We start from the raw sequence: 18,064 nt of genomic DNA, 5'->3' as shown, positions 1-18,064 counted from the left end.
ATCTTCGCACCCCGCCAGACATCACGGCTTGTATCGCTGACTGATGCCACGTTTCGTGGCCGCGCCTAACAAAGACGGGGCCTGTGACGCGAATTGGCTGTCAAACGCGTCCGGCATCCCCGTCGGAAATGCCCTGCAAGCAGCTAGACTGTTGCCGTAGGACACAGTTTGAAATAGTCACTCGGTTGAATAGCCCGGTGCAGCACCTTATATACCCCGCAGTACGCTACATCTTTAGCATGAGGAGATTTCTACAACCATGATGCGCATCCTGCTGTTTTTGGCCACTAACCTGGCGGTCGTGCTGATTGCCAGCATCACCCTGAGCCTTTTCGGCTTCAACGGGTTCATGGCGGCCAACGGGGTTGATCTCAACCTCAATCAGCTGCTGATTTTCTGTGCGGTCTTTGGTTTCGCCGGTTCCCTGTTCTCGCTGTTCATCTCCAAGTGGATGGCGAAGATGAGCACCAGCACCCAAATCATCAGCCAGCCGCGCACCCGTCACGAGCAATGGCTGCTGCAAACCGTCGAGCAACTGTCCCGCGAAGCCGGGATCAAGATGCCCGAAGTCGGGATTTTCCCGGCCTACGAGGCCAACGCGTTCGCCACGGGCTGGAACAAGAACGACGCACTGGTCGCGGTCAGCCAGGGTCTGCTCGAGCGTTTTTCGCCGGATGAAGTGAAGGCCGTCCTGGCTCACGAAATCGGTCACGTGGCCAATGGCGACATGGTGACCCTGGCGTTGATCCAGGGCGTGGTGAACACCTTCGTGATGTTCTTCGCGCGGATCATCGGCAACTTTGTCGACAAAGTGATCTTCAAGAACGAAGAAGGCCAGGGCATCGCCTACTACGTGGCGACCATCGTCGCCGAACTGGTCCTGGGCATTCTGGCCAGCTCCATCGTCATGTGGTTCTCGCGCAAACGCGAGTTCCGCGCAGACGAAGCCGGTGCACGTCTGGCAGGTACCAGCGCGATGATTGGCGCCTTGCAACGCCTTCGTGCAGAACAGGGTCTGCCGGTGCACATGCCGGACACGCTGAATGCCTTTGGCATCAACGGTGGCATCAAGCAAGGGTTCGCTCGTATGTTCATGAGCCACCCGCCGCTGGAAGAGCGTATTGACGCGTTGCGTCGTCGGGGCTGAGAGGTTCCGCACTAAAGAAAAGGCCCGCAGTGAATGCGGGCCTTTTTTTGGTCTGCTGATTGATACGGTGCTCTTCATGGCCTCATCGCGGGCAAGTCGAATCGTCGCACCGCCGCTCCCACAGGGGAATGCGTTCCAATGTGGGAGCGGCGGTGCGACGATTCGACTTGCCCGCGATGAAGCCAGCACAAACAACACACATCTATCAGCTGGAAACCCGATAAACCCGCTCTTCAAGCCGAGTGACACCGCTCTCGACAAATTTCCAGCTCTCGCCCAGCACGTCCTGGTCTTCCAGAATCTTCAGCTCCCAGGTTGCCCCGAACAACCGTTGCACTTCTTCATCCAGCACAGCGAATGGCGGCCCGTCCATTTGCGCCTGATCGTAATCCAGCGTAATCAACAGCCCCAGAGAGTCCTTCGGCACAATCCGCTTCAGATGCTCGGCATAATCCTCCCGCATCTTCGGCGGCAAGGCGATCAGCGCCGCGCGGTCGTACAGCGCACTGCAATCAGCGACATCGCCAGCGGTCAACGCGAAGAAGTCACCGCACCAGATCTCGATCGAACCTGCCCGATAAACAGTGAAGGGCCCCTGATCACTGACGTCCGGGTCAAATTGGTGCTCGTGAAAAAAGTCCTCCACGGCTTTTTCCGACAACTCGACACCCAGCACCTCATGACCGCATTTCGCCAGCCACAGCAGATCCAGGCTTTTCCCACATAACGGCACCAGTACGCGCGCGCCCTCCTCCAGGCCGAGCTGCGGCCAGTACCGTTGCAGATATGGATTCACTTCCGGCAGATGAAAGCCGATCTGATTCGACGTCCACCGCTTGTGCCAAAACTCCGGCTGCATAATTAATCCCGAAAATTCGATCAAAAGACCCTAAAACTTATATTAGATTTAGATCAATGATCTGACTGAAGATGCTGCCATCTTACCCCTCAGGAGCTCTTTCATGTTCCCCAGCCTGTACATATCCCATGGCTCTCCCATGTTGGCACTCGAACCAGGCGCCAGCGGGCCAGCCCTCGCTCGCCTCGCCGCAGAAATGCCGAAACCGAAAGCCATCGTGATTGTGTCGGCGCACTGGGAAAGCAACGAGCTGCTGGTCAGCGGCAATCCCCGGCCTGAAACCTGGCATGACTTTGGCGGTTTTCCCAAGGCCTTGTTCGAGGTGCAATATCCGGCGCCGGGCGATCCGCAACTGGCGGCAGAGGTAGTCGAACAGTTGAAAGCCGACGGCCTGCCTGCACGCATTGATGCCAAGCGGCCGTTCGATCACGGGGTGTGGGTGCCGTTGTCATTGATGTATCCGCGGGCGGACATCCCAGTGGTGCAAGTCTCGCTGCCCACCCGTGGCGGCCCTGCCCTGCAAACCCGCGTCGGCCATGCCTTGGCCAGCCTGCGTGAGCACGGTGTGTTGTTGATAGGCTCCGGGAGCATCACCCACAACCTGCGTGAACTGGACTGGCATGCCGGCCCGGAAAGCGTCGAACCGTGGGCCCGGACGTTCCGCGACTGGATGATTGAAAAACTCGCGGCCAACGATGAAGTTGCGCTGCACGATTATCGTCAGCAGGCGCCGAATGCGGTGCGCAACCATCCCAGCGATGAGCATTTGCTGCCGTTGTACTTTGCCCGCGGGGCTGGGGGTGAGTTCAGCATTGCCCATCAGGGTTTCACCATGGGTGCGCTGGGGATGGATATCTACCGTTTTGGCTGACAGGTAAACCGAGTCGCCCCAATCGCGAGCAAGCTCGCTCCCACAGTAGATTTTGATCGTTCCCACGCTCTGCGTGGGAATGAATCAACGGACGCTCTGCGTCCGCTTTTGGGACGCGGAGCGTCCCGGGCTGCATTCCCACCCAGAGCGTGGGAACGATCAGCCAACAGCAGTCCAAAAAAAATCCCCGAACCAGTCGGGGATTTTTTATGTTCGATCAATCAGCCCGAGAGCAGATCAATCTTCGCGATAGCGACGCAGCTTCAACTGCTTACCGGCAACGCGAGTGTCCTTCAGCTTGGTCAGCAGACGCTCCAGACCATCTTCCGGCAGCTCGACGAGGCTGAAGCTGTCACGCACCTGGATACGACCGATTGCTTCGCGAGCCAGACCACCCTCGTTGAGGATAGCGCCCAGCAGGTTCTTGGCAGCGATACCATCACGCGCACCCAGCGCGGTACGGCAACGAGCACGACCTTCGGCCAATGGAACCGGAGCACGACGCTCACGATCACCACGGTCCGGACGGTCACCGGTACGCTCTGGACGATCGCCACGCGGTGCATTGTTCGGCACCAGTGGACGTTCTTTCTCGATCGCGGCCAGGGTCAGCGCCTGAGCGTTGGTTGCCTTGCGCAGCAGAGCAGCGGCCAGTGCACGCGGGGTGCAACCGATGTCGGCAGTCAGGCGATCCAGCAGATCACCGTGAGTCGATTCGGCATCAGCCACCAGTGGCGACAGGCTGTTGGTCAGTTTCTTGATGCGGGCATCGAGAACGGCCTGAGCATCCGGCAGGCGGACTTCGGCAACTTTCTGACCGGTTACACGCTCGATCACTTGCAGCATGCGGCGCTCACGCGGAGTCACCAGCAACAGCGCACGACCTTCGCGACCGGCACGGCCAGTACGGCCGATACGGTGAACGTAGGACTCTGGATCGTATGGCATGTCAACGTTGAACACGTGAGTGATGCGCGGAACGTCCAGGCCACGAGCAGCAACGTCGGTCGCTACAACGATGTCCAGACGGCCATCCTTGAGGGATTCGATCACGCGCTCACGTTGGTTCTGAGCAATGTCACCGTTCAGCGCAGCGGCTTTGTAGCCTTTGGCTTCCAGGGCACTGGCCAGGTCCAGGGTCGCTTGCTTGGTGCGCACGAACATGATCAGGGCGTCGAAATCTTCCACTTCCAGCAGGCTCAATACAGCCGAGGTCTTCTGGTCAGCGTGAACCAACAGGTGAGCCTGTTCGATCGCGGTAACGGTCTGAGTCTTGGTCTGGATCTTCACGTGTTGCGGATCGCGCAGATGGCGTTCGGCAATGGCACGGATCGACTGTGGCAGGGTGGCCGAGAACAATACGGTCTGACGGGTTGGCGGCAGAGCCTTGAAGATAACTTCGAGGTCGTCCATGAAACCCAGTTTGAGCATTTCGTCCGCTTCGTCCAGAACCAGGTGGTTCACGGTCGACAGGACTTTTTCGTCACGACGCAGGTGGTCGCACAGACGGCCCGGCGTGGCGACAACGATCTGTGCGCCATTACGGATTGCTTTCAGTTGTGGGCCCATCGGGGCGCCGCCGTAAACGGCCACAACGGTAACGCCCGGCATTTGCTTGGCGTAGGTTTCGAAAGCGGTTGCTACTTGCAGCGCCAACTCACGGGTTGGCGCCAGGATCAGGGCTTGCGGCTCGCGCTTGGCAGGATCGATGCGGTGCAGGATCGGCAGGGCGAACGCGGCGGTTTTACCCGTACCGGTTTGCGCCTGACCAATCATGTCGTGACCGGCCATGATGATCGGGATCGATTGCTGCTGAATAGCCGAAGGCTCTTCGTAGCCAGTCGCGATGACGGCTGCAAGAATATTCGGATTAAGATTAAAAGCGGCGAAGCCGCCGGTTTCCTGGGTCATGGGTCTGCCTCTAAGTGCATCCGCAAAGACCCATGCTCCAAAGCTGCGCATGCCGTGTAAGACTCAAGAGTCGCCCTGGCTGCTTTGTCGGCGGGGATTTGCGAAAACGAATGAATGAAAAAGATTCGTCAAGGGAGAGTCCGCTGTGCGGACGTGCAGCCGAAGCTGACTTCGGGAAATTGCGCTACCTAAACGCGGCCCGGTTAAAGGCCGGCGCGCACTATACCGGAATTCGGCCAAAAAGGGAGCATTATTTGTCGGAAAACTGACGTTTACACCGTTGTGCCACAGGCTTTGCGGATAATCGTGCAACGGTCTATTTTTCAAAGGCCCGGCCCTGCTGGCGATGGCGCTAAAACGGTTCATCCTTGTGACGCAGACCCGCGGTCTTGACCTGCGGTCTGGCACACCCTTCCCGCCCGAGGAAATGCTCTATGAATCAGCCCGGCTCCAGTGGTGTAACACGCGAACGACACGGTCATGTCCTGATGATCGGCCTGGATCGAGTGGCCAAGCGCAACGCCTTCGACCTCGAGCTGCTCAACGCGCTGAGCCTGGCCTACGGCGAGTTCGAGGCCGACAGCGAAGCGCGCGTGGCAGTGGTGTTCGCTCACGGCGAGCATTTCACCGCCGGGCTCGACCTGATCAATGCCAGCGCAGCCCTGGCCGAAGGCTGGCAGGCACCGCCCGGCGGTTGCGATCCGTGGGGCGTGTTCGCCGGGCCCCGGGTGAGCAAACCGGTGATAGTCGCCGCGCAAGGCTACTGCCTGACCATCGGCATCGAGCTGATGCTGGCCGCCGACATCAACCTCTGCGCCAGCAACACCCGTTTTGCCCAGAAGGAAGTGCAACGCGGGATCTTCCCCTTCGGTGGCGCCACGCTGCGTTTGCATCAAGTCGCCGGCTGGGGCAATGCCATGCGCTGGCTGCTGACTGGCGATGAATTCGATGCGCATGACGCGTTGCATCTGGGGTTGGTGCAGGAAGTCATGGCCAGCGAGGATCTGCTGCCGCGGGCGATTGAATTGGCGGAACGGATTGCCCGGCAGGCGCCGCTGGGGGTTCAGGCGACTTTGATGTCGGCCCGGCAGGCGCGTTACGAAGGGGAAACAGCGGCGGCGCAGGGATTGCCGCCGTTGGTGAAGAAGTTGATGGCGAGTGAGGATGCCCGGGAAGGTGTGCGGTCGATGGTCGAGAAGCGGCCGGGTGTGTTTAAAGGGGTTTGAGAGGTATGTCGTGAGCGATATCGCTTTCGCGGGCAAGCCTCGCTCCTACAGGTTTTGTGCCGTTCGCCGGCAATGTGAACAACACAAAACCTGTAGGAGCGAGGCTTGCCCGCGAAGAGGCCCGCACAGACAACGACTTATGTCGCCGGGCGAATCGCCTTGATCAACGACTGCAACGAATACCCCAATCGCGGTGCAAGCTCTTCGGCCCGGGCGATCAATCCGTCCATCTCCAGCTCCTGATCCAGTTCCGAAGGCACGATCAGAATCACGTTGCCCTCCTTCACCGGCAACTCCCAGTAATGCCGGTGATAGAGCCCGCGCAACAATGCAGCGCCCAATGGCTTGCCGTCGTCGGTGGCCCATTGATTGATCACCAGCCAGCCGCCCGGATTCAAGCGTTTCTGACAGTTTTCCAGGAAGCTCCAGGCCAGATGCCCGACGCCGGGACCGACATCGGTATAAAGGTCGACGAAGATCAGGTCCGCCGGTTCAGCGGTATCGAGCAACTCCAGCGCATCGCCGACGCGGATGTACAGTCGCGGGTCGTCATCGAGCCCCAGATATTCGATGGCAAGACGCGGCACGTCGGGGCGCAACTCGATGGCTTCGACATCTTCAAGGGGCAGAAACTTGAGGCACGCCTGGGTCAGCGTACCGGCGCCGAGGCCAAGAAACAGCGCGCTTTCCGGCTGTTCGTGGCACAGCGCGCCAATCAGCATCGCCCGGGTGTAATCGTACTCGAGCCAGCTCGGGTCAGCCGTGAACACGCAGCTCTGCTCGATGGCATCACCGAACTCGAGAAAACGGTAATCAGCCACTTCCAGCACGCGAATCACGCCGAACTCATCCTGTACCTCGGCGAGCAGATGCTCGACGCGCTCCTCAGTCATTTCGTCTCCTGATCGTCGCCTGGCCCGGCAACGCGATAAACCGCAACATGAAGCGGCAAAGGCGCGATTGTCCGCGAAGCAACCGGAACAGGTCACGCACTAATTTGCTGATAACATGAACGCCCGAGCGTAAAACAACCGAGACCGTGATGAGCCAACCCTGGAGCCCTGACAGCTGGCGCGCCCTGCCGATCCAGCAACAACCCCACTACCCCGACGCGGCGCATTTGCTGCAGGTCGAGCAAACCCTGGCCAGCTATCCGCCCCTGGTGTTTGCCGGTGAGGCCCGGGAGTTGCGCCGTCAGTTTGCCCAGGTCACCCAGGGTCGCGCGTTTCTGTTGCAAGGTGGCGACTGCGCCGAGAGCTTCGCCGAGTTCTCGGCCGCAAAAATTCGCGACACCTTTAAAGTCTTGCTGCAGATGGCGATCGTCATGACCTTCGCCGCCGGTTGCCCGGTGGTCAAGGTCGGGCGCATGGCGGGCCAGTTCGCCAAGCCTCGCTCGGCCAACGACGAAACCATCGACGGCGTAACCCTGCCGGCCTACCGTGGCGACATCGTCAACGGCATCGGTTTCGACGAAAAAAGCCGCGTGCCGGACCCGGAGCGCTTGCTCCAGTCCTATCACCAGTCCACCGCGACCCTGAACCTGCTACGTGCTTTCGCCCAGGGCGGTTTTGCCGACCTGCATCAGGTGCACAAGTGGAACCTGGACTTCATCGCCAACTCGGCGCTGGCTGAAAAATACAGCCACCTGGCCGATCGCATCGATGAAACCCTGGCCTTCATGCGCGCTTGCGGCATGGACAGTTCGCCACAACTGCGCGAAACCAGTTTCTTCACGGCCCACGAAGCGCTGCTGCTGAATTACGAAGAAGCCTTCGTGCGCCGCGACAGTCTGACCAACGATTACTACGATTGCTCGGCGCACATGCTGTGGATCGGCGACCGCACCCGTCAGCTCGACGGGGCCCACGTCGAATTCCTTCGCGGCGTGAATAATCCGATTGGGGTCAAGGTTGGCCCGAGCATGAACCCTGAAGACCTGATTCGCCTGATCGACGTGCTTAACCCGGAGAACGATCCGGGCCGCTTGAACCTGATCGCACGCATGGGCGCGAACAAGGTCGGCGATCACTTGCCGGCGTTGATCCGCGCGGTACAGCGCGAGGGCAAGCAGGTGCTCTGGAGCTCGGACCCGATGCACGGCAACACCATCAAGGCCAGCAGCGGCTACAAGACCCGCGACTTCGCGCAGATCCTCGGTGAGGTGAAGCAGTTCTTCCAGGTCCACGAAGCGGAAGGCAGCTACGCCGGCGGTATCCACATCGAGATGACCGGGCAGAACGTGACCGAGTGCATTGGCGGCGCGCGGCCAATCACTGAAGACGGGTTGTCGGACCGTTACCACACCCATTGCGATCCGCGGATGAATGCTGATCAGTCGCTGGAGTTGGCGTTTCTGATTGCCGAGACCTTGAAACAAGTCCGCCGGTAAAATCGCGTCGCCCCCTTCGCGGGCAAGCCTCGCTCCTACAGGATTGCGTTGTATCTGTAGGAGCGAGGCTTGCCCGCGAAGGCGTCCGCTCAGTCGCCACCAATCTGCACCAATGCCACCCGCAACCGCGCCGCACTCGCCCGCGGGCAATTCAGCTGAACCTGCTCAAGCCCCAACCAATCAGCCATCTGCCGCAGATTGACCGCCAACGCCAGCATCCCCTCGTCATCCAGCCCCGGCTCTTCCTCATGCACAGCGTGCACCGCCAGTCGGCCCAACGCTCGCTCGGCACGCAAATCCACCCGCGCGGCAATCCGTTCATTGTGCAAAAAAGGCAGTACGTAATAGCCGTAGACCCGTTTGTCCTGCGGCGTGTAAATCTCCAGTCGATAACGGAAATCGAATAACCGCTCGGTGCGGCTGCGTTCCCAGATCAACGAATCAAAAGGTGACAGCAATGCACTGGCCTCGACCTTGCGCGGCACTTTCGGCTCGGACAGGCAATAGGCCGTTTGCCGCCAACCCTGAACCGCGCAGGCCAGCAACTCCCCCGCCTCTACCAGTTCCGCCAGGCGCGGCCGGCTGTCTGCCGGATTCAGGCGAAAATAATCGCGCAGGTCCTTTTCCGTACCGACCCCCAATGCCGTCGCAGCATGCAGCAACAGCCCTCGTTGGGCCTCGGCCTCACTGAGCAAAGGCTGTTGCAGAACCGCCGAAGGAATCACCCGCTCCGGCAGGTCATAAAGCCGCTCGAATCCACGGCGGCCGGCGACCGTGACTTCACCGGCGGCGAATAACCATTCCAGCGCATGCTTTTCAGCGCTCCAGTCCCACCAGGGCCCCGCCCGCTCCTGGCGGGTCGACAAGCTTGCGGCCCCCAGTGCGCCGAGCTCCTGCACCGAGGCCAGCACCCGGCGAATCGTGTCCTGCTGCTCGCGACCAAAACGTGCCAGTTGCTGATAGATATCCTCGCCGCGCGTCGCACGCTGCATGCGCCAGCGCATCAATGGATACATCGACATCGGCAGCAACGAAGCTTCATGGCCCCAATATTCGAACAGCGTGCGCCGACGGCCCTGACTCCAGGCAGCCTGATCGAGCAAGTCGGGGGAGTAATTTCCGAGGCGGGAAAACAAGGGAAGGTAGTGCGAACGCACCAACGCATTGACCGAATCGATCTGCAGAATGCCCAGCCGTTCGATCAGCCGGTTGAGCTGAACCGGTTTGATCGCCGCTGGCGGTTGGCGCCCGTTGAACCCTTGGGCGGCCAGCGCCAGACGTCGAGCCTGTTTGTTGGAAAAGGACAGCGTTGCGGGCATGAATACCTCCGTGTCTGCTCGCAACCTACCTCACCAGAGAGGGGTTTGTGTAGCGATGGCCTCATCATTTATGCATCGGATCATCCCAGAACGGCCTGACCGATTCATGCTCTACATCGGCACGACTCACGCCAATGTCTTTCAGCGCTTCGTCGCTCAGGCTTGCCAGCAACTCACGTTCACGATGAAGTTCGTACCAGCGACTAAACTTGTGCAACAGATCGGATACCGCGTGGATTGAGAATTTTTCTGCCGTTACATGCTCGTGTTGACCTTTCATCTTGTTGTCCTCCGTTGGGGATGGCTCAAGTCTCGCCCCAGCGCTAAGATCAATCCAACGAATGTTTCTGATGGTAACCATCTCGGAGATTGATGGATGTCGGCGTACCCAAGTATCGATACGGATGTGCTGCGCACCTTCGTCGCCATTGCCGACCAGGGCGGGTTTACCCGTGCCGGTGAAATGGTCAACCGCACGCAGTCAGCGGTGAGCATGCAGATGAAGCGTCTGGAAGAAGACGTGTTGCAGCGCCAACTGTTCGAGCGCGATGGACGCCAGGTCAAGCTGACCGCCGAAGGCCAGGTATTGCTGGGGTACGCGCGACGTATCCTCAAACTTCACAGCGAAGTCTTCAATACATTGCGTGAGCCGCACATGGTCGGCACCGTGCGCATTGGCACACCCGACGACTACGTGATGCGTTTCCTGCCGGGGATCCTGTCGCGTTTCGCCAAGTTTTACCCGCTGATCCAGATCGAAGTTCACTGCGAATCAACCAAGCAACTGTTGCAGCGCCAAGACCTGGACTTGTCCATCGTCACCCGCGAGCCCGGTACTGAAATCGGCCAGTTGCTGCGCAAGGAGCGTTTCGTCTGGGCCGAAGCGCAATGCTACAGCGCCCACGAGCAGACGCCGTTGCCGCTGGCGATGTTCAACAGTGATTGTTTCTGCCGGCTGTGGGCGTGCAATGCGCTGGACGCCATGGGTCGCGATTATCGCATTGCCTACAACAGTTCGAGCCTGTCGGCGTTGATGGCCGTGGTCAGTGCGGGCCTCGCGGTGACCGCGCAACTGGAAAGCCTGATCACACCAGACATGCGCATTCTCGGGGCCGCCGAAGACCTGCCGTTGTTGCCGGAAGCCAGCATCATGCTGGTGCGCAACCTGCACAACCCTTCACCGATCACCGAGTGCCTGGCCGAGCACATTGTCGAAGGCTTCAAACTTTAAACGCGAGCATCACCGCGCACAGCACCAGGAAACCGCAGAATAACCCGCGCAATAGCCGCTCCGGCATGGCGTGGGCGATCTTCACACCCCAGCTGATGCTCATTAATCCGCCGACGGCCAACGGCAACCCGATCATCCAGTCCACTTGATGATGCATCGCGTACGTCACCAGTGTGACGCCGGTGCTGGGCAGTGCCAAGGCCAGCGACAAGCCTTGGGCCACCACTTGAGTAGTGCCGAACAGGCTGGTCAACACCGGCGTTGCCACCACCGCACCGCCAACCCCGAACATCCCGCCCATGGTGCCGGATGCCGCGCCGAGCACGCCCAACCATGGCCAGGAATAACGCATCTGTGCGCAGGCCGGTGCGTTGGCGGTGAACATGCGCACCAGGTTGTAGGCCGACAGGGCAATCAGGAACGTGACAAATCCCACGCGCATGGTTTGCGCGTCGATGCCTACTGCCCAGATCGACCCGATCCAGGCGAAGCAGAAGCCCATCGCGGCCAATGGCAGCGCGTGGCGCATTTCGATGCGATTGCGCTGGTGATAACGCCACAGTGCCAGCATCACGTTGGGCACCACCATGACCAACGCCGTGCCTTGGGCAATTTGCTGATCGAGACCGAACAGCACGCCCAGCAATGGAATCGCGATCAAGCCACCGCCAATGCCGAATATCCCGCCGAGGGTTCCCAGGGCTGCGCCGAAGATCAGGTACATCACGAACTCAATCACAAGCGATTTTCCTTTTGTCAGGCTGATCATCCTACGCAGTCGACGCTGGCGGGGAAACGCACAGCAACGCACAATGGCTGTGCCAACTTCGCACAAGCGCTGACGCACCATGAATCCGAATCAATTGACCGAACAGCTGGGCCTATTCCTTGATGTGCTGGAAACCGGGAGCTTTTCCGCGGCGTCCCGCCGACATCCGCTGACACCTTCGGCGGTGGCGCGGCGCATCGACAGCCTGGAAAATGCGGTCGGCAGCCAGCTGTTCATTCGCAGCACTCACGCGGTGCGCGCCACTCCCGCAGGCCTGGCGTTTGCCGAACGGGCGCGACGGATTGTGGAGGAACTGCGCCTGGCCCGCGCCGAAGCCGTGTCCCTGAGCAGTGCGCCGGAAGGCTTGATCAGGATCGACGCGCCAGCGGCGTTCGGCAGACGGCACCTGGCGCCGGTGATTGCCGACTTCCTGATGCTCTATCCGGGCCTCGACGTGCAATTGCATCTGATCGACAGTTTTGTCGACATGCAGGGGCTGAATCTGGGCAAGGTGGATCTGGTGCTGCGCGCAGGGCAAATGGCCGACACAAGGCTGGTGGCCACACCGCTGGCGAGTATGGTGCGCATTGCCTGCGCCAGCCCGGATTACCTGAAACGTCGCGGTATCCCGACCGAGCCGGCACAATTGATCGAACATGACGGCCTCGACTGGGACGGCCTGGCCCCGCCCTTCGCTTGGCGCTTTGAGCGCGACGGGCACATGCACCTGCATCGCCCGGCGCGCATCCGCATGAGCGCCAACAATGCCGAAGCGCTGGTCTGCGGTGCATTGGCCGGGCTGGGCATCGCCCATCTGCCGACCTGGCTGGCCAGCGAGTACCTGTTGCGCGGCGAATTACTGCCCTTGTTTTGTGAAAACGGCCTGCCTCCACCGGAGACCACCGGCATCTATGCATTGCGTCTGGAGCAACAACCCAACTCCCGAAGCCGCTTGTTGCTGGAATACCTGAAAACCCGCTTCAGCCCGATTCCGCCGTGGGACCTGGCACTGCAAAACACTCTGGACCGGCACTAGTCTAGAATTGTCTGGTGCATTAAAGATTCGCCCGCTAGATTCATGACGATCACTGATCAAGGCTTTGAAATGACCACCGAACGCAACACCCCGGATAACTGCGACCCGCTGCTGCTGGATAATCAGGCTTGCTTCGCCCTGCATTCCACTTCGTTGCTGATGACCAAGGTGTACAAGCCGCTGCTGCAAGCGCTGGGCCTGACCTATCCGCAGTATCTGGCGATGATGGTGTTGTGGGAGCGTGACGGGCTGACCGTCGGCGAAATCAGCACCCGACTGCTGACAGACCCCGGCTCACTGACGCCCTTGCTCAAACGGCTGGAGGTCGAGGGATTGCTGAGTCGTACCCGCAGCCGTGAGGATGAACGAGTGGTGATTGTCGAGCTGACCGAGCAGGGCCGTGCGTTGCGCGATAAGGCACGCAGCATTCCACAGTGCATTCTCGGTGCAAGCGGAATGACGCTTGAGAGACTGCAAAAACTTCAAGCGGAGCTGCAAGAGCTGCGCAGCAATCTCCAAAACAGCCTCTAATCTAAAAAATCATATACATCCCTGTTGGAGCGGGCTTGCCCGCGAAGGCGGTGTGTCAGTCGACAAAAATGTTGCCTGAAACACCGCCTTCGCGAGCAAGCCCGCTCCACATTTATGTGCTGTCCCTCCTGACCTCGTTACATCCCTGAAAAAAATTTCGCTGAAAAATCCTGCCGCAACGCTCTAACTCAACACATTCAATCCGCGCTTTCTTCCAATCCAAAACTTTTTCAAAAATTTATCTTGCACGCTAAATATTAGCGCTATACATTCACCTCGCACTTACTTAGCGCGCAAACATTTAGCGCAGACAAATCAAATCCGAACGAGGCTCACACCATGCAAACTCTCTACACCGCAATCGCAACCTCCACTGGCGGCCGTGACGGTCGTGCGGTTTCCAGTGACAACATCCTCGACGTCAAACTCGCCACCCCGAAAGAACTCGGTGGTGCCGGCGGCGCAGCGACCAACCCTGAACAACTGTTCGCAGCCGGCTACTCCGCCTGCTTCATCGGCGCGCTGAAATTCGTCGCCAGCCAGACCAAACGCAGCATCCCGAACGACGCCTCTATCACCGCCCATGTCGGCATCGGCCAGATCCCTGGCGGTTTCGGCCTGGACATCGACCTGCACATCAGTCTGCCGGGGCTTGAACAAGCCGACGCGCAAAGCCTGGTCGAGGCGGCCCACCAAGTCTGCCCGTACTCGAACGCGACCCGTGGCAACGTCGATGTGCGTCTGCACGTTACCGTCTAACCACTGACTACCAGGCCCGAACAGGAAATGAACATGAACACTTTCAGCAAAGTCTTGACCGGCACCCTTCTCGCTTTGTCCATCAGCAACGCATTCGCGGGCGATGGGGTTGAACACAACACCCAGGCGTTCCTCGATGTCCTGAATGCCGGCACCGGCAAACCGATGGAGCAACTCACCCCCAAAGAAGCCCGCGCGGTGCTGGTGGGTGCGCAAGCCTCGGTGAAACTGACACTGCCAAAAGCCGATGTCAGCGAGAAGACCATTCAAGTCGACGGCCAACCGCTCAGCCTGACCATCGTCCGGCCGGCCGGGGCCAAAGGCGAGCTGCCGGTGTTCATGTTCTTCCACGGCGGAGGCTGGGTGCTGGGGGATTTCCCGACTCACGAACGTCTGGTTCGCGACCTGGTGACGGGGTCGGGTGCGGTGGCGGTGTTCGTCAATTACACCCCGTCGCCGGAAGCGCATTACCCGGTGGCGATCAACCAGGCTTATGCCGCGACCAAATGGGTGGCCGAGCACGGTAAAGAGATCAACGTCGACGGCAAGCGCCTGGCCGTGGCCGGCAACAGTGTCGGTGGCAACATGGCGGCCGTGGTTGCGTTGATGGCCAAAGACAAGGGCACACCGGCGATCAAGTTCCAGGTGCTGCTGTGGCCGGTGACTGACGCCAGCTTCGAAACGGCGTCCTACAACCAGTTTGCCGAGGGGCACTTCCTCACCAAAAACATGATGAAGTGGTTCTGGGACAACTACACCACCGACGCCAAACAGCGTAACGAGATCTATGCCTCACCGCTGCGGGCCACCACCGCACAATTGAAGGGCTTGCCGCCTGCGCTGGTGCAGACGGCCGGTGCCGACGTGTTGCGCGATGAAGGTGAAGCTTATGCGCGCAAACTGGATGAGGCTGGCGTGCCGGTTACGTCGGTACGCTACAACGGCATGATCCATGACTACGGTTTGCTCAACGTGGTGAGCCAGGTTCCAGCAGTACGCTCCGCGATGCTGCAGGCGTCCGAAGAACTCAAACAACACCTGAAATAACACCGCCCCCTGTAGGAGCGAGGCTTGCCCGCGAAGGCGGCCTGTCATTCAACATCATTGTCGACTGACACGACGCCTTCGCGGGCAAGCCTCGCTCCTACAGGGGCAGTGTGTTTCAGACACAAAAAAGCCCGACTCAATGGTCGGGCTTTTTCATTCCTCAAGCGGTGCTTACTTAGCACGGCCTTTGTAGGAACCGCCTTCGCGGGTATCGATCTCGATCTTGTCACCGATTTCGATGAAGTCAGCAACTTGCAGCTCAGTGCCGTTGCTCAGCTTGGCAGGCTTCATCACCTTGCCGGAAGTGTCGCCGCGAGCCGAACCTTCGGTGTAGTCAACTACGCGCACGATGGTGGTCGGCAGTTCTACGGAAACCAGACGCTCTTCGAAGAAGATCGCTTCGCAAACATCGGTCATGCCTTCTTCAACGAAAGGCAGAACGGCTTCGATGTCTTCAGCGTTCAGCTCGTACATGGTGTAGTCGGTGGTGTCCATGAACGTGTAGGTGTCGCCGCTGATGAACGACAGGGTCGCTTCTTTGCGGTCGAGGATTACGTCGTCCAGTTTGTCATCGGCGCTGTAAACGATCTCGGTCTTGTAACCGGTCAGCAGGTTTTTCAGCTTGGTCTTCATGATCGCGCTGTTACGACCGGATTTGGTGAATTCAGCTTTCTGAACCAGCCAAGGATCGTTTTCGAGACGGATCACGGTACCGGGTTTCAGTTCTTTACCAGTTTTCATTGCGAATATCCGAATTTGGATGGGATTTACAAAAATCTAGGCCGCGTATCATATCCAATTTAGGTAAAACTGTACCAGCGCTGCGGCAAGATCGGCCTGCAAGGCCTGTTCCAGACACCACGCCTCAGCGTGTTTTTGCAGCTCCGGCCAGTGTTTACGGGTGGTCAGCCAGTGGTCGGACATATCATGACCTGCATTCCACGCCCGCCAAAGACCGCTGATCGCCTCGCGGGCAGGCTCGGACAGGCCTTTCGTGTAAAGAGTCAGGAAGGCGTCGAGCTTGTCCAGGTGGATATCTTCGTCCTGCTGATAGATGTGCCAGAGCAGCGGCCGCCCTGCCCATTGCGCGCGGACAAAGGAATCCTCGCCGCGTACGGCGTTGAAATCGCAGCACCAGAGCAGGTGGTCGTATTGATCCTGTCGGACGAACGGCAGGACTTGCACGGTCAACTCACCGCGCACATGCACCGCGCCAGGCGCCAGTTGATCAACACCCAGCCAGCGTTCGACATCCCCGAGAATCCGGCTTTCGGGCACCAGCAGATGCGTGGGGATCGAATCGGCGGCCATCGTGTCCAGCCAACTGGCCAAGCCACTATTTTCATACGCGAACAGTGAGATCAGTTGGGCGTTCGGTGCGCGATCAATCCCCAGGTCTTGCAGGAATTCTCGCTGTGCCTCGGGGCTTTGCTGAAACTGCCTGCGACGTTCAAGCAATCCGCTTTCTCGCAGCAAGCCACCCGTGCCTTTCTGAAACCCCGGAAAGAAGAAGTACTTCTGCACGGTCTTGTACTTCACCGACGGCAAACCGTGACAGCCGATCACCCAGTCTTCGGCGCTTAGATAGTCGAGGTTCATCCACAGCGGCGGCTTTTCCCGCGAAGCCATGGCGTCCATGTACGGGCTCGGCAACTGGCAGGCGAACGCGGCGATCACGACATCGGCGGCTTCAGCGGGTTGCCATTCGGTGGGCCACTGACGCACCTCGACACCCTGCTGCCATTGCTGCAAAGCGTGTATGTCGATTTCAGGACAGATACGTTCGAAGGCCCGCAAGTCATCGACCCACAAGCGCACCGACACGGCATGCTCGGCCACCAGCTGTCGGGCCAGGCGCCAGGTCACGCCGATGTCGCCAAAGTTGTCGACCACGGTGCAAAAAATATCCCAGCGCCAGCGGTTTTTCACTTGAGGCATTTCAGGCATTCCAGGCTCCCGTTGGCAAAGGCGCCGATTGTCCGCATAAATTACCTCGCGCAGAAGAGCCGACGGCGATTAATCTTCGTGCGACAATCGCCATTCGCCCGCGACCACCCGCCAGGAGGCAGCCATGCCCTACCGTCCCAACCCACGCCGCCCGTTGCCGATTCAGCTCAATGCGCTGCAATTGACCGGCAGCATTGCCCTCGGTCTGTGGCTTGGATTCCTCGCGATCGCGCTGACCTGCTGGCTCGCCTCGCGCCTGCTGTTCAGCGAGCAACTCGCGCCGGTCGCAGCCGCGGTAGAGCAACTGGCCAAGCCGCCGGTGGTGGTGCAACCGGTGCCGGACATCCCGCCGCAAAGCCCGCTGTTCGAACAGTACGAAGATAACCTGCGCAAGAACGAGCAGCAGCAACGAATGGATCAGGCCCGCAGCACCCGCCGCAACCTGTCCAATCCGAAATGCCAGTTCTGGCTGCAGCAGGACCAGAGCGCGCCGAGCGAAAAAAGCCGCGCCAACGTCCTGCAATTCTGCGACTGACCATGAATAAGCAAACCGTCCACCAATTGATTCTCGACAAGCTTCGAATCGATCTCGACATCGCCGAGCGTGCCGCGCAAACCGCTTACGAAACCGCGACCCACGAAGAAAATATCGCCGAAAACAAATACGACACATTGGGGCTGGAGGCGTCTTATCTGGCGGCCGGACAGGCCAGGCGTGTAGAAGAAATCAGGCAGTCACTCACGCTTTGCCAGAACCTGACCTTGCGTCCTTATGACGAACAACGGGGGATCGAAGTCGGCGCCCTGCTCGGCCTGGAAGACGAAAAGGGTCGTGAGCAGTGGCTGTTTCTGGCCCCTGACGCGGCGGGTCTGAAAGTCGATATGGTGGGGCAAATGATCACCGTTATCACCCCTCGCTCACCGCTGGGCAAAAGCCTGCTGGGCAAGTTCGAAGGGGACGAGGTGGAGATTCAGGTGGCGGGCGCTCGGCAACAGTTTGCTGTTACCGAGGTCACTTAAAA

19 protein-coding genes are annotated in these 18,064 nt (G+C 59.5%); 11 read left to right on the top strand and 8 right to left on the bottom strand.

Annotation, left to right across the window (positions count from 1 at the left end):
• The first annotated feature begins 259 nt into the window (after positions 1–259).
• Positions 260–1,147 carry a protease HtpX gene (htpX, locus tag ACIQV9_RS17585; RefSeq protein WP_109633611.1) on the top strand — a complete coding sequence of 296 codons (888 nt, stop codon included), beginning with the start codon at positions 260–262 and terminating at the stop codon, positions 1,145–1,147.
• A gap of 205 nt (positions 1,148–1,352) precedes the next feature.
• On the opposite strand, the gene ACIQV9_RS17580 is transcribed toward htpX, so the two are convergent.
• Entirely contained in the window at positions 1,353–2,006 is a 654-nt protein-coding gene (locus ACIQV9_RS17580; protein ID WP_403103873.1) for a thiopurine S-methyltransferase, read from the bottom strand.
• 103 nt (positions 2,007–2,109) lie between these two features.
• Here ACIQV9_RS17580 and ACIQV9_RS17575 point away from each other — a divergent pair, with 103 nt between their 5' ends.
• Positions 2,110–2,877: a DODA-type extradiol aromatic ring-opening family dioxygenase gene (locus tag ACIQV9_RS17575; RefSeq protein WP_403103870.1), complete on the top strand. Its 768-nt coding sequence runs from the start codon at positions 2,110–2,112 to the stop codon at positions 2,875–2,877.
• A 237-nt stretch (positions 2,878–3,114) separates the two neighbouring features.
• Here ACIQV9_RS17575 and ACIQV9_RS17570 read toward each other — a convergent pair whose 3' ends face one another.
• Positions 3,115–4,788: a DEAD/DEAH box helicase gene (locus ACIQV9_RS17570; RefSeq protein WP_008146183.1), complete on the bottom strand. Its 1,674-nt coding sequence runs from the start codon at positions 4,786–4,788 to the stop codon at positions 3,115–3,117.
• A 434-nt stretch (positions 4,789–5,222) separates the two neighbouring features.
• Here ACIQV9_RS17570 and ACIQV9_RS17565 point away from each other — a divergent pair, with 434 nt between their 5' ends.
• The gene (locus tag ACIQV9_RS17565; protein ID WP_403103866.1) at positions 5,223–6,014 is read left to right on the top strand and encodes a crotonase/enoyl-CoA hydratase family protein; all 792 of its coding nucleotides are present in this window, start codon (positions 5,223–5,225) and stop codon (positions 6,012–6,014) included.
• Between the two features lie 137 nt (positions 6,015–6,151).
• Here ACIQV9_RS17565 and ACIQV9_RS17560 read toward each other — a convergent pair whose 3' ends face one another.
• Complete coding sequence (locus tag ACIQV9_RS17560; RefSeq protein WP_403103864.1) at positions 6,152–6,907, bottom strand: spermidine synthase; 756 nt, start codon at positions 6,905–6,907, stop codon at positions 6,152–6,154.
• 149 nt (positions 6,908–7,056) lie between these two features.
• Here ACIQV9_RS17560 and ACIQV9_RS17555 point away from each other — a divergent pair, with 149 nt between their 5' ends.
• Entirely contained in the window at positions 7,057–8,403 is a 1,347-nt protein-coding gene (locus tag ACIQV9_RS17555; RefSeq protein ID WP_403103861.1) for a class II 3-deoxy-7-phosphoheptulonate synthase, read from the top strand.
• An 89-nt stretch (positions 8,404–8,492) separates the two neighbouring features.
• Here ACIQV9_RS17555 and ACIQV9_RS17550 read toward each other — a convergent pair whose 3' ends face one another.
• Both ACIQV9_RS17550 and ACIQV9_RS17545 read right to left on the bottom strand, forming a co-directional pair.
• Positions 8,493–9,722: a winged helix-turn-helix domain-containing protein gene (locus ACIQV9_RS17550; RefSeq protein ID WP_403103858.1), complete on the bottom strand. Its 1,230-nt coding sequence runs from the start codon at positions 9,720–9,722 to the stop codon at positions 8,493–8,495.
• A gap of 64 nt (positions 9,723–9,786) precedes the next feature.
• Positions 9,787–10,002, bottom strand: a complete 216-nt coding sequence (locus ACIQV9_RS17545) for a DUF1127 domain-containing protein (RefSeq protein ID WP_133838411.1) — start codon at positions 10,000–10,002, stop codon at positions 9,787–9,789.
• A gap of 96 nt (positions 10,003–10,098) precedes the next feature.
• On the opposite strand from ACIQV9_RS17545, the gene ACIQV9_RS17540 reads away from it, so the two are divergent.
• Complete coding sequence (locus ACIQV9_RS17540; protein ID WP_131060042.1) at positions 10,099–10,953, top strand: LysR substrate-binding domain-containing protein; 855 nt, start codon at positions 10,099–10,101, stop codon at positions 10,951–10,953.
• Here the strand turns inward: ACIQV9_RS17540 and ACIQV9_RS17535 are convergent.
• A complete protein-coding gene (locus ACIQV9_RS17535) occupies positions 10,943–11,692 on the bottom strand; it encodes a sulfite exporter TauE/SafE family protein (RefSeq protein WP_403103853.1) in 750 nt (249 codons plus the stop codon). The genes ACIQV9_RS17540 and ACIQV9_RS17535 overlap by 11 nt on opposite strands.
• A gap of 109 nt (positions 11,693–11,801) precedes the next feature.
• Between ACIQV9_RS17535 and ACIQV9_RS17530 the strand changes: the two genes are divergently transcribed.
• From ACIQV9_RS17530 to ACIQV9_RS17515, 4 genes are all read left to right on the top strand, one after another.
• Complete coding sequence (locus ACIQV9_RS17530; protein WP_403103850.1) at positions 11,802–12,758, top strand: LysR family transcriptional regulator; 957 nt, start codon at positions 11,802–11,804, stop codon at positions 12,756–12,758.
• A 69-nt stretch (positions 12,759–12,827) separates the two neighbouring features.
• Complete coding sequence (locus tag ACIQV9_RS17525; RefSeq protein ID WP_403103999.1) at positions 12,828–13,289, top strand: MarR family winged helix-turn-helix transcriptional regulator; 462 nt, start codon at positions 12,828–12,830, stop codon at positions 13,287–13,289.
• 339 nt (positions 13,290–13,628) lie between these two features.
• Positions 13,629–14,048 carry an organic hydroperoxide resistance protein gene (locus tag ACIQV9_RS17520; RefSeq protein ID WP_010461312.1) on the top strand — a complete coding sequence of 140 codons (420 nt, stop codon included), beginning with the start codon at positions 13,629–13,631 and terminating at the stop codon, positions 14,046–14,048.
• 33 nt (positions 14,049–14,081) lie between these two features.
• Entirely contained in the window at positions 14,082–15,095 is a 1,014-nt protein-coding gene (locus ACIQV9_RS17515) for an alpha/beta hydrolase fold domain-containing protein (RefSeq protein ID WP_403103847.1), read from the top strand.
• Between the two features lie 171 nt (positions 15,096–15,266).
• On the opposite strand, the gene ACIQV9_RS17510 is transcribed toward ACIQV9_RS17515, so the two are convergent.
• Complete coding sequence (locus ACIQV9_RS17510) at positions 15,267–15,836, bottom strand: elongation factor P (RefSeq protein WP_028619992.1); 570 nt, start codon at positions 15,834–15,836, stop codon at positions 15,267–15,269.
• Positions 15,837–15,884: 48 nt separating this feature from the next.
• Positions 15,885–17,042, bottom strand: a complete 1,158-nt coding sequence (gene earP / locus ACIQV9_RS17505) for an elongation factor P maturation arginine rhamnosyltransferase EarP (protein ID WP_403103844.1) — start codon at positions 17,040–17,042, stop codon at positions 15,885–15,887.
• A 124-nt stretch (positions 17,043–17,166) separates the two neighbouring features.
• Here earP and ACIQV9_RS17500 point away from each other — a divergent pair, with 124 nt between their 5' ends.
• On the top strand, positions 17,167–17,577 hold the full coding sequence (locus ACIQV9_RS17500) for a hypothetical protein (protein ID WP_403103841.1): 411 nt from the start codon (positions 17,167–17,169) through the stop codon (positions 17,575–17,577).
• A 2-nt stretch (positions 17,578–17,579) separates the two neighbouring features.
• The gene (locus ACIQV9_RS17495) at positions 17,580–18,062 is read left to right on the top strand and encodes a GreA/GreB family elongation factor (protein WP_403103838.1); all 483 of its coding nucleotides are present in this window, start codon (positions 17,580–17,582) and stop codon (positions 18,060–18,062) included.
• Positions 18,063–18,064: the final 2 nt, after the last annotated feature.

It is taken from the genome of Pseudomonas sp. NPDC099000 (assembly GCF_044759925.1).
Classification (GTDB): domain Bacteria; phylum Pseudomonadota; class Gammaproteobacteria; order Pseudomonadales; family Pseudomonadaceae; genus Aquipseudomonas.
Note: the sequence above shows the minus strand (reverse complement) of the source record. Positions and strands in the feature narration are given on the sequence as shown.

Coding starts and splice junctions, on each gene's coding strand:
- htpX (WP_109633611.1), top strand. CDS start 260: ATGATGCGCATCCTGCTGTTTTTGGCCACTAACCTGGCGGTCGTGCTG.
- ACIQV9_RS17580 (WP_403103873.1), bottom strand. CDS start 2,006: ATGCAGCCGGAGTTTTGGCACAAGCGGTGGACGTCGAATCAGATCGGC.
- ACIQV9_RS17575 (WP_403103870.1), top strand. CDS start 2,110: ATGTTCCCCAGCCTGTACATATCCCATGGCTCTCCCATGTTGGCACTC.
- ACIQV9_RS17570 (WP_008146183.1), bottom strand. CDS start 4,788: ATGACCCAGGAAACCGGCGGCTTCGCCGCTTTTAATCTTAATCCGAAT.
- ACIQV9_RS17565 (WP_403103866.1), top strand. CDS start 5,223: ATGAATCAGCCCGGCTCCAGTGGTGTAACACGCGAACGACACGGTCAT.
- ACIQV9_RS17560 (WP_403103864.1), bottom strand. CDS start 6,907: ATGACTGAGGAGCGCGTCGAGCATCTGCTCGCCGAGGTACAGGATGAG.
- ACIQV9_RS17555 (WP_403103861.1), top strand. CDS start 7,057: ATGAGCCAACCCTGGAGCCCTGACAGCTGGCGCGCCCTGCCGATCCAG.
- ACIQV9_RS17550 (WP_403103858.1), bottom strand. CDS start 9,722: ATGCCCGCAACGCTGTCCTTTTCCAACAAACAGGCTCGACGTCTGGCG.
- ACIQV9_RS17545 (WP_133838411.1), bottom strand. CDS start 10,002: ATGAAAGGTCAACACGAGCATGTAACGGCAGAAAAATTCTCAATCCAC.
- ACIQV9_RS17540 (WP_131060042.1), top strand. CDS start 10,099: ATGTCGGCGTACCCAAGTATCGATACGGATGTGCTGCGCACCTTCGTC.
- ACIQV9_RS17530 (WP_403103850.1), top strand. CDS start 11,802: ATGAATCCGAATCAATTGACCGAACAGCTGGGCCTATTCCTTGATGTG.
- ACIQV9_RS17525 (WP_403103999.1), top strand. CDS start 12,828: ATGACCACCGAACGCAACACCCCGGATAACTGCGACCCGCTGCTGCTG.
- ACIQV9_RS17520 (WP_010461312.1), top strand. CDS start 13,629: ATGCAAACTCTCTACACCGCAATCGCAACCTCCACTGGCGGCCGTGAC.
- ACIQV9_RS17515 (WP_403103847.1), top strand. CDS start 14,082: ATGAACACTTTCAGCAAAGTCTTGACCGGCACCCTTCTCGCTTTGTCC.
- ACIQV9_RS17510 (WP_028619992.1), bottom strand. CDS start 15,836: ATGAAAACTGGTAAAGAACTGAAACCCGGTACCGTGATCCGTCTCGAA.
- earP (WP_403103844.1), bottom strand. CDS start 17,042: ATGCCTGAAATGCCTCAAGTGAAAAACCGCTGGCGCTGGGATATTTTT.
- ACIQV9_RS17500 (WP_403103841.1), top strand. CDS start 17,167: ATGCCCTACCGTCCCAACCCACGCCGCCCGTTGCCGATTCAGCTCAAT.
- ACIQV9_RS17495 (WP_403103838.1), top strand. CDS start 17,580: ATGAATAAGCAAACCGTCCACCAATTGATTCTCGACAAGCTTCGAATC.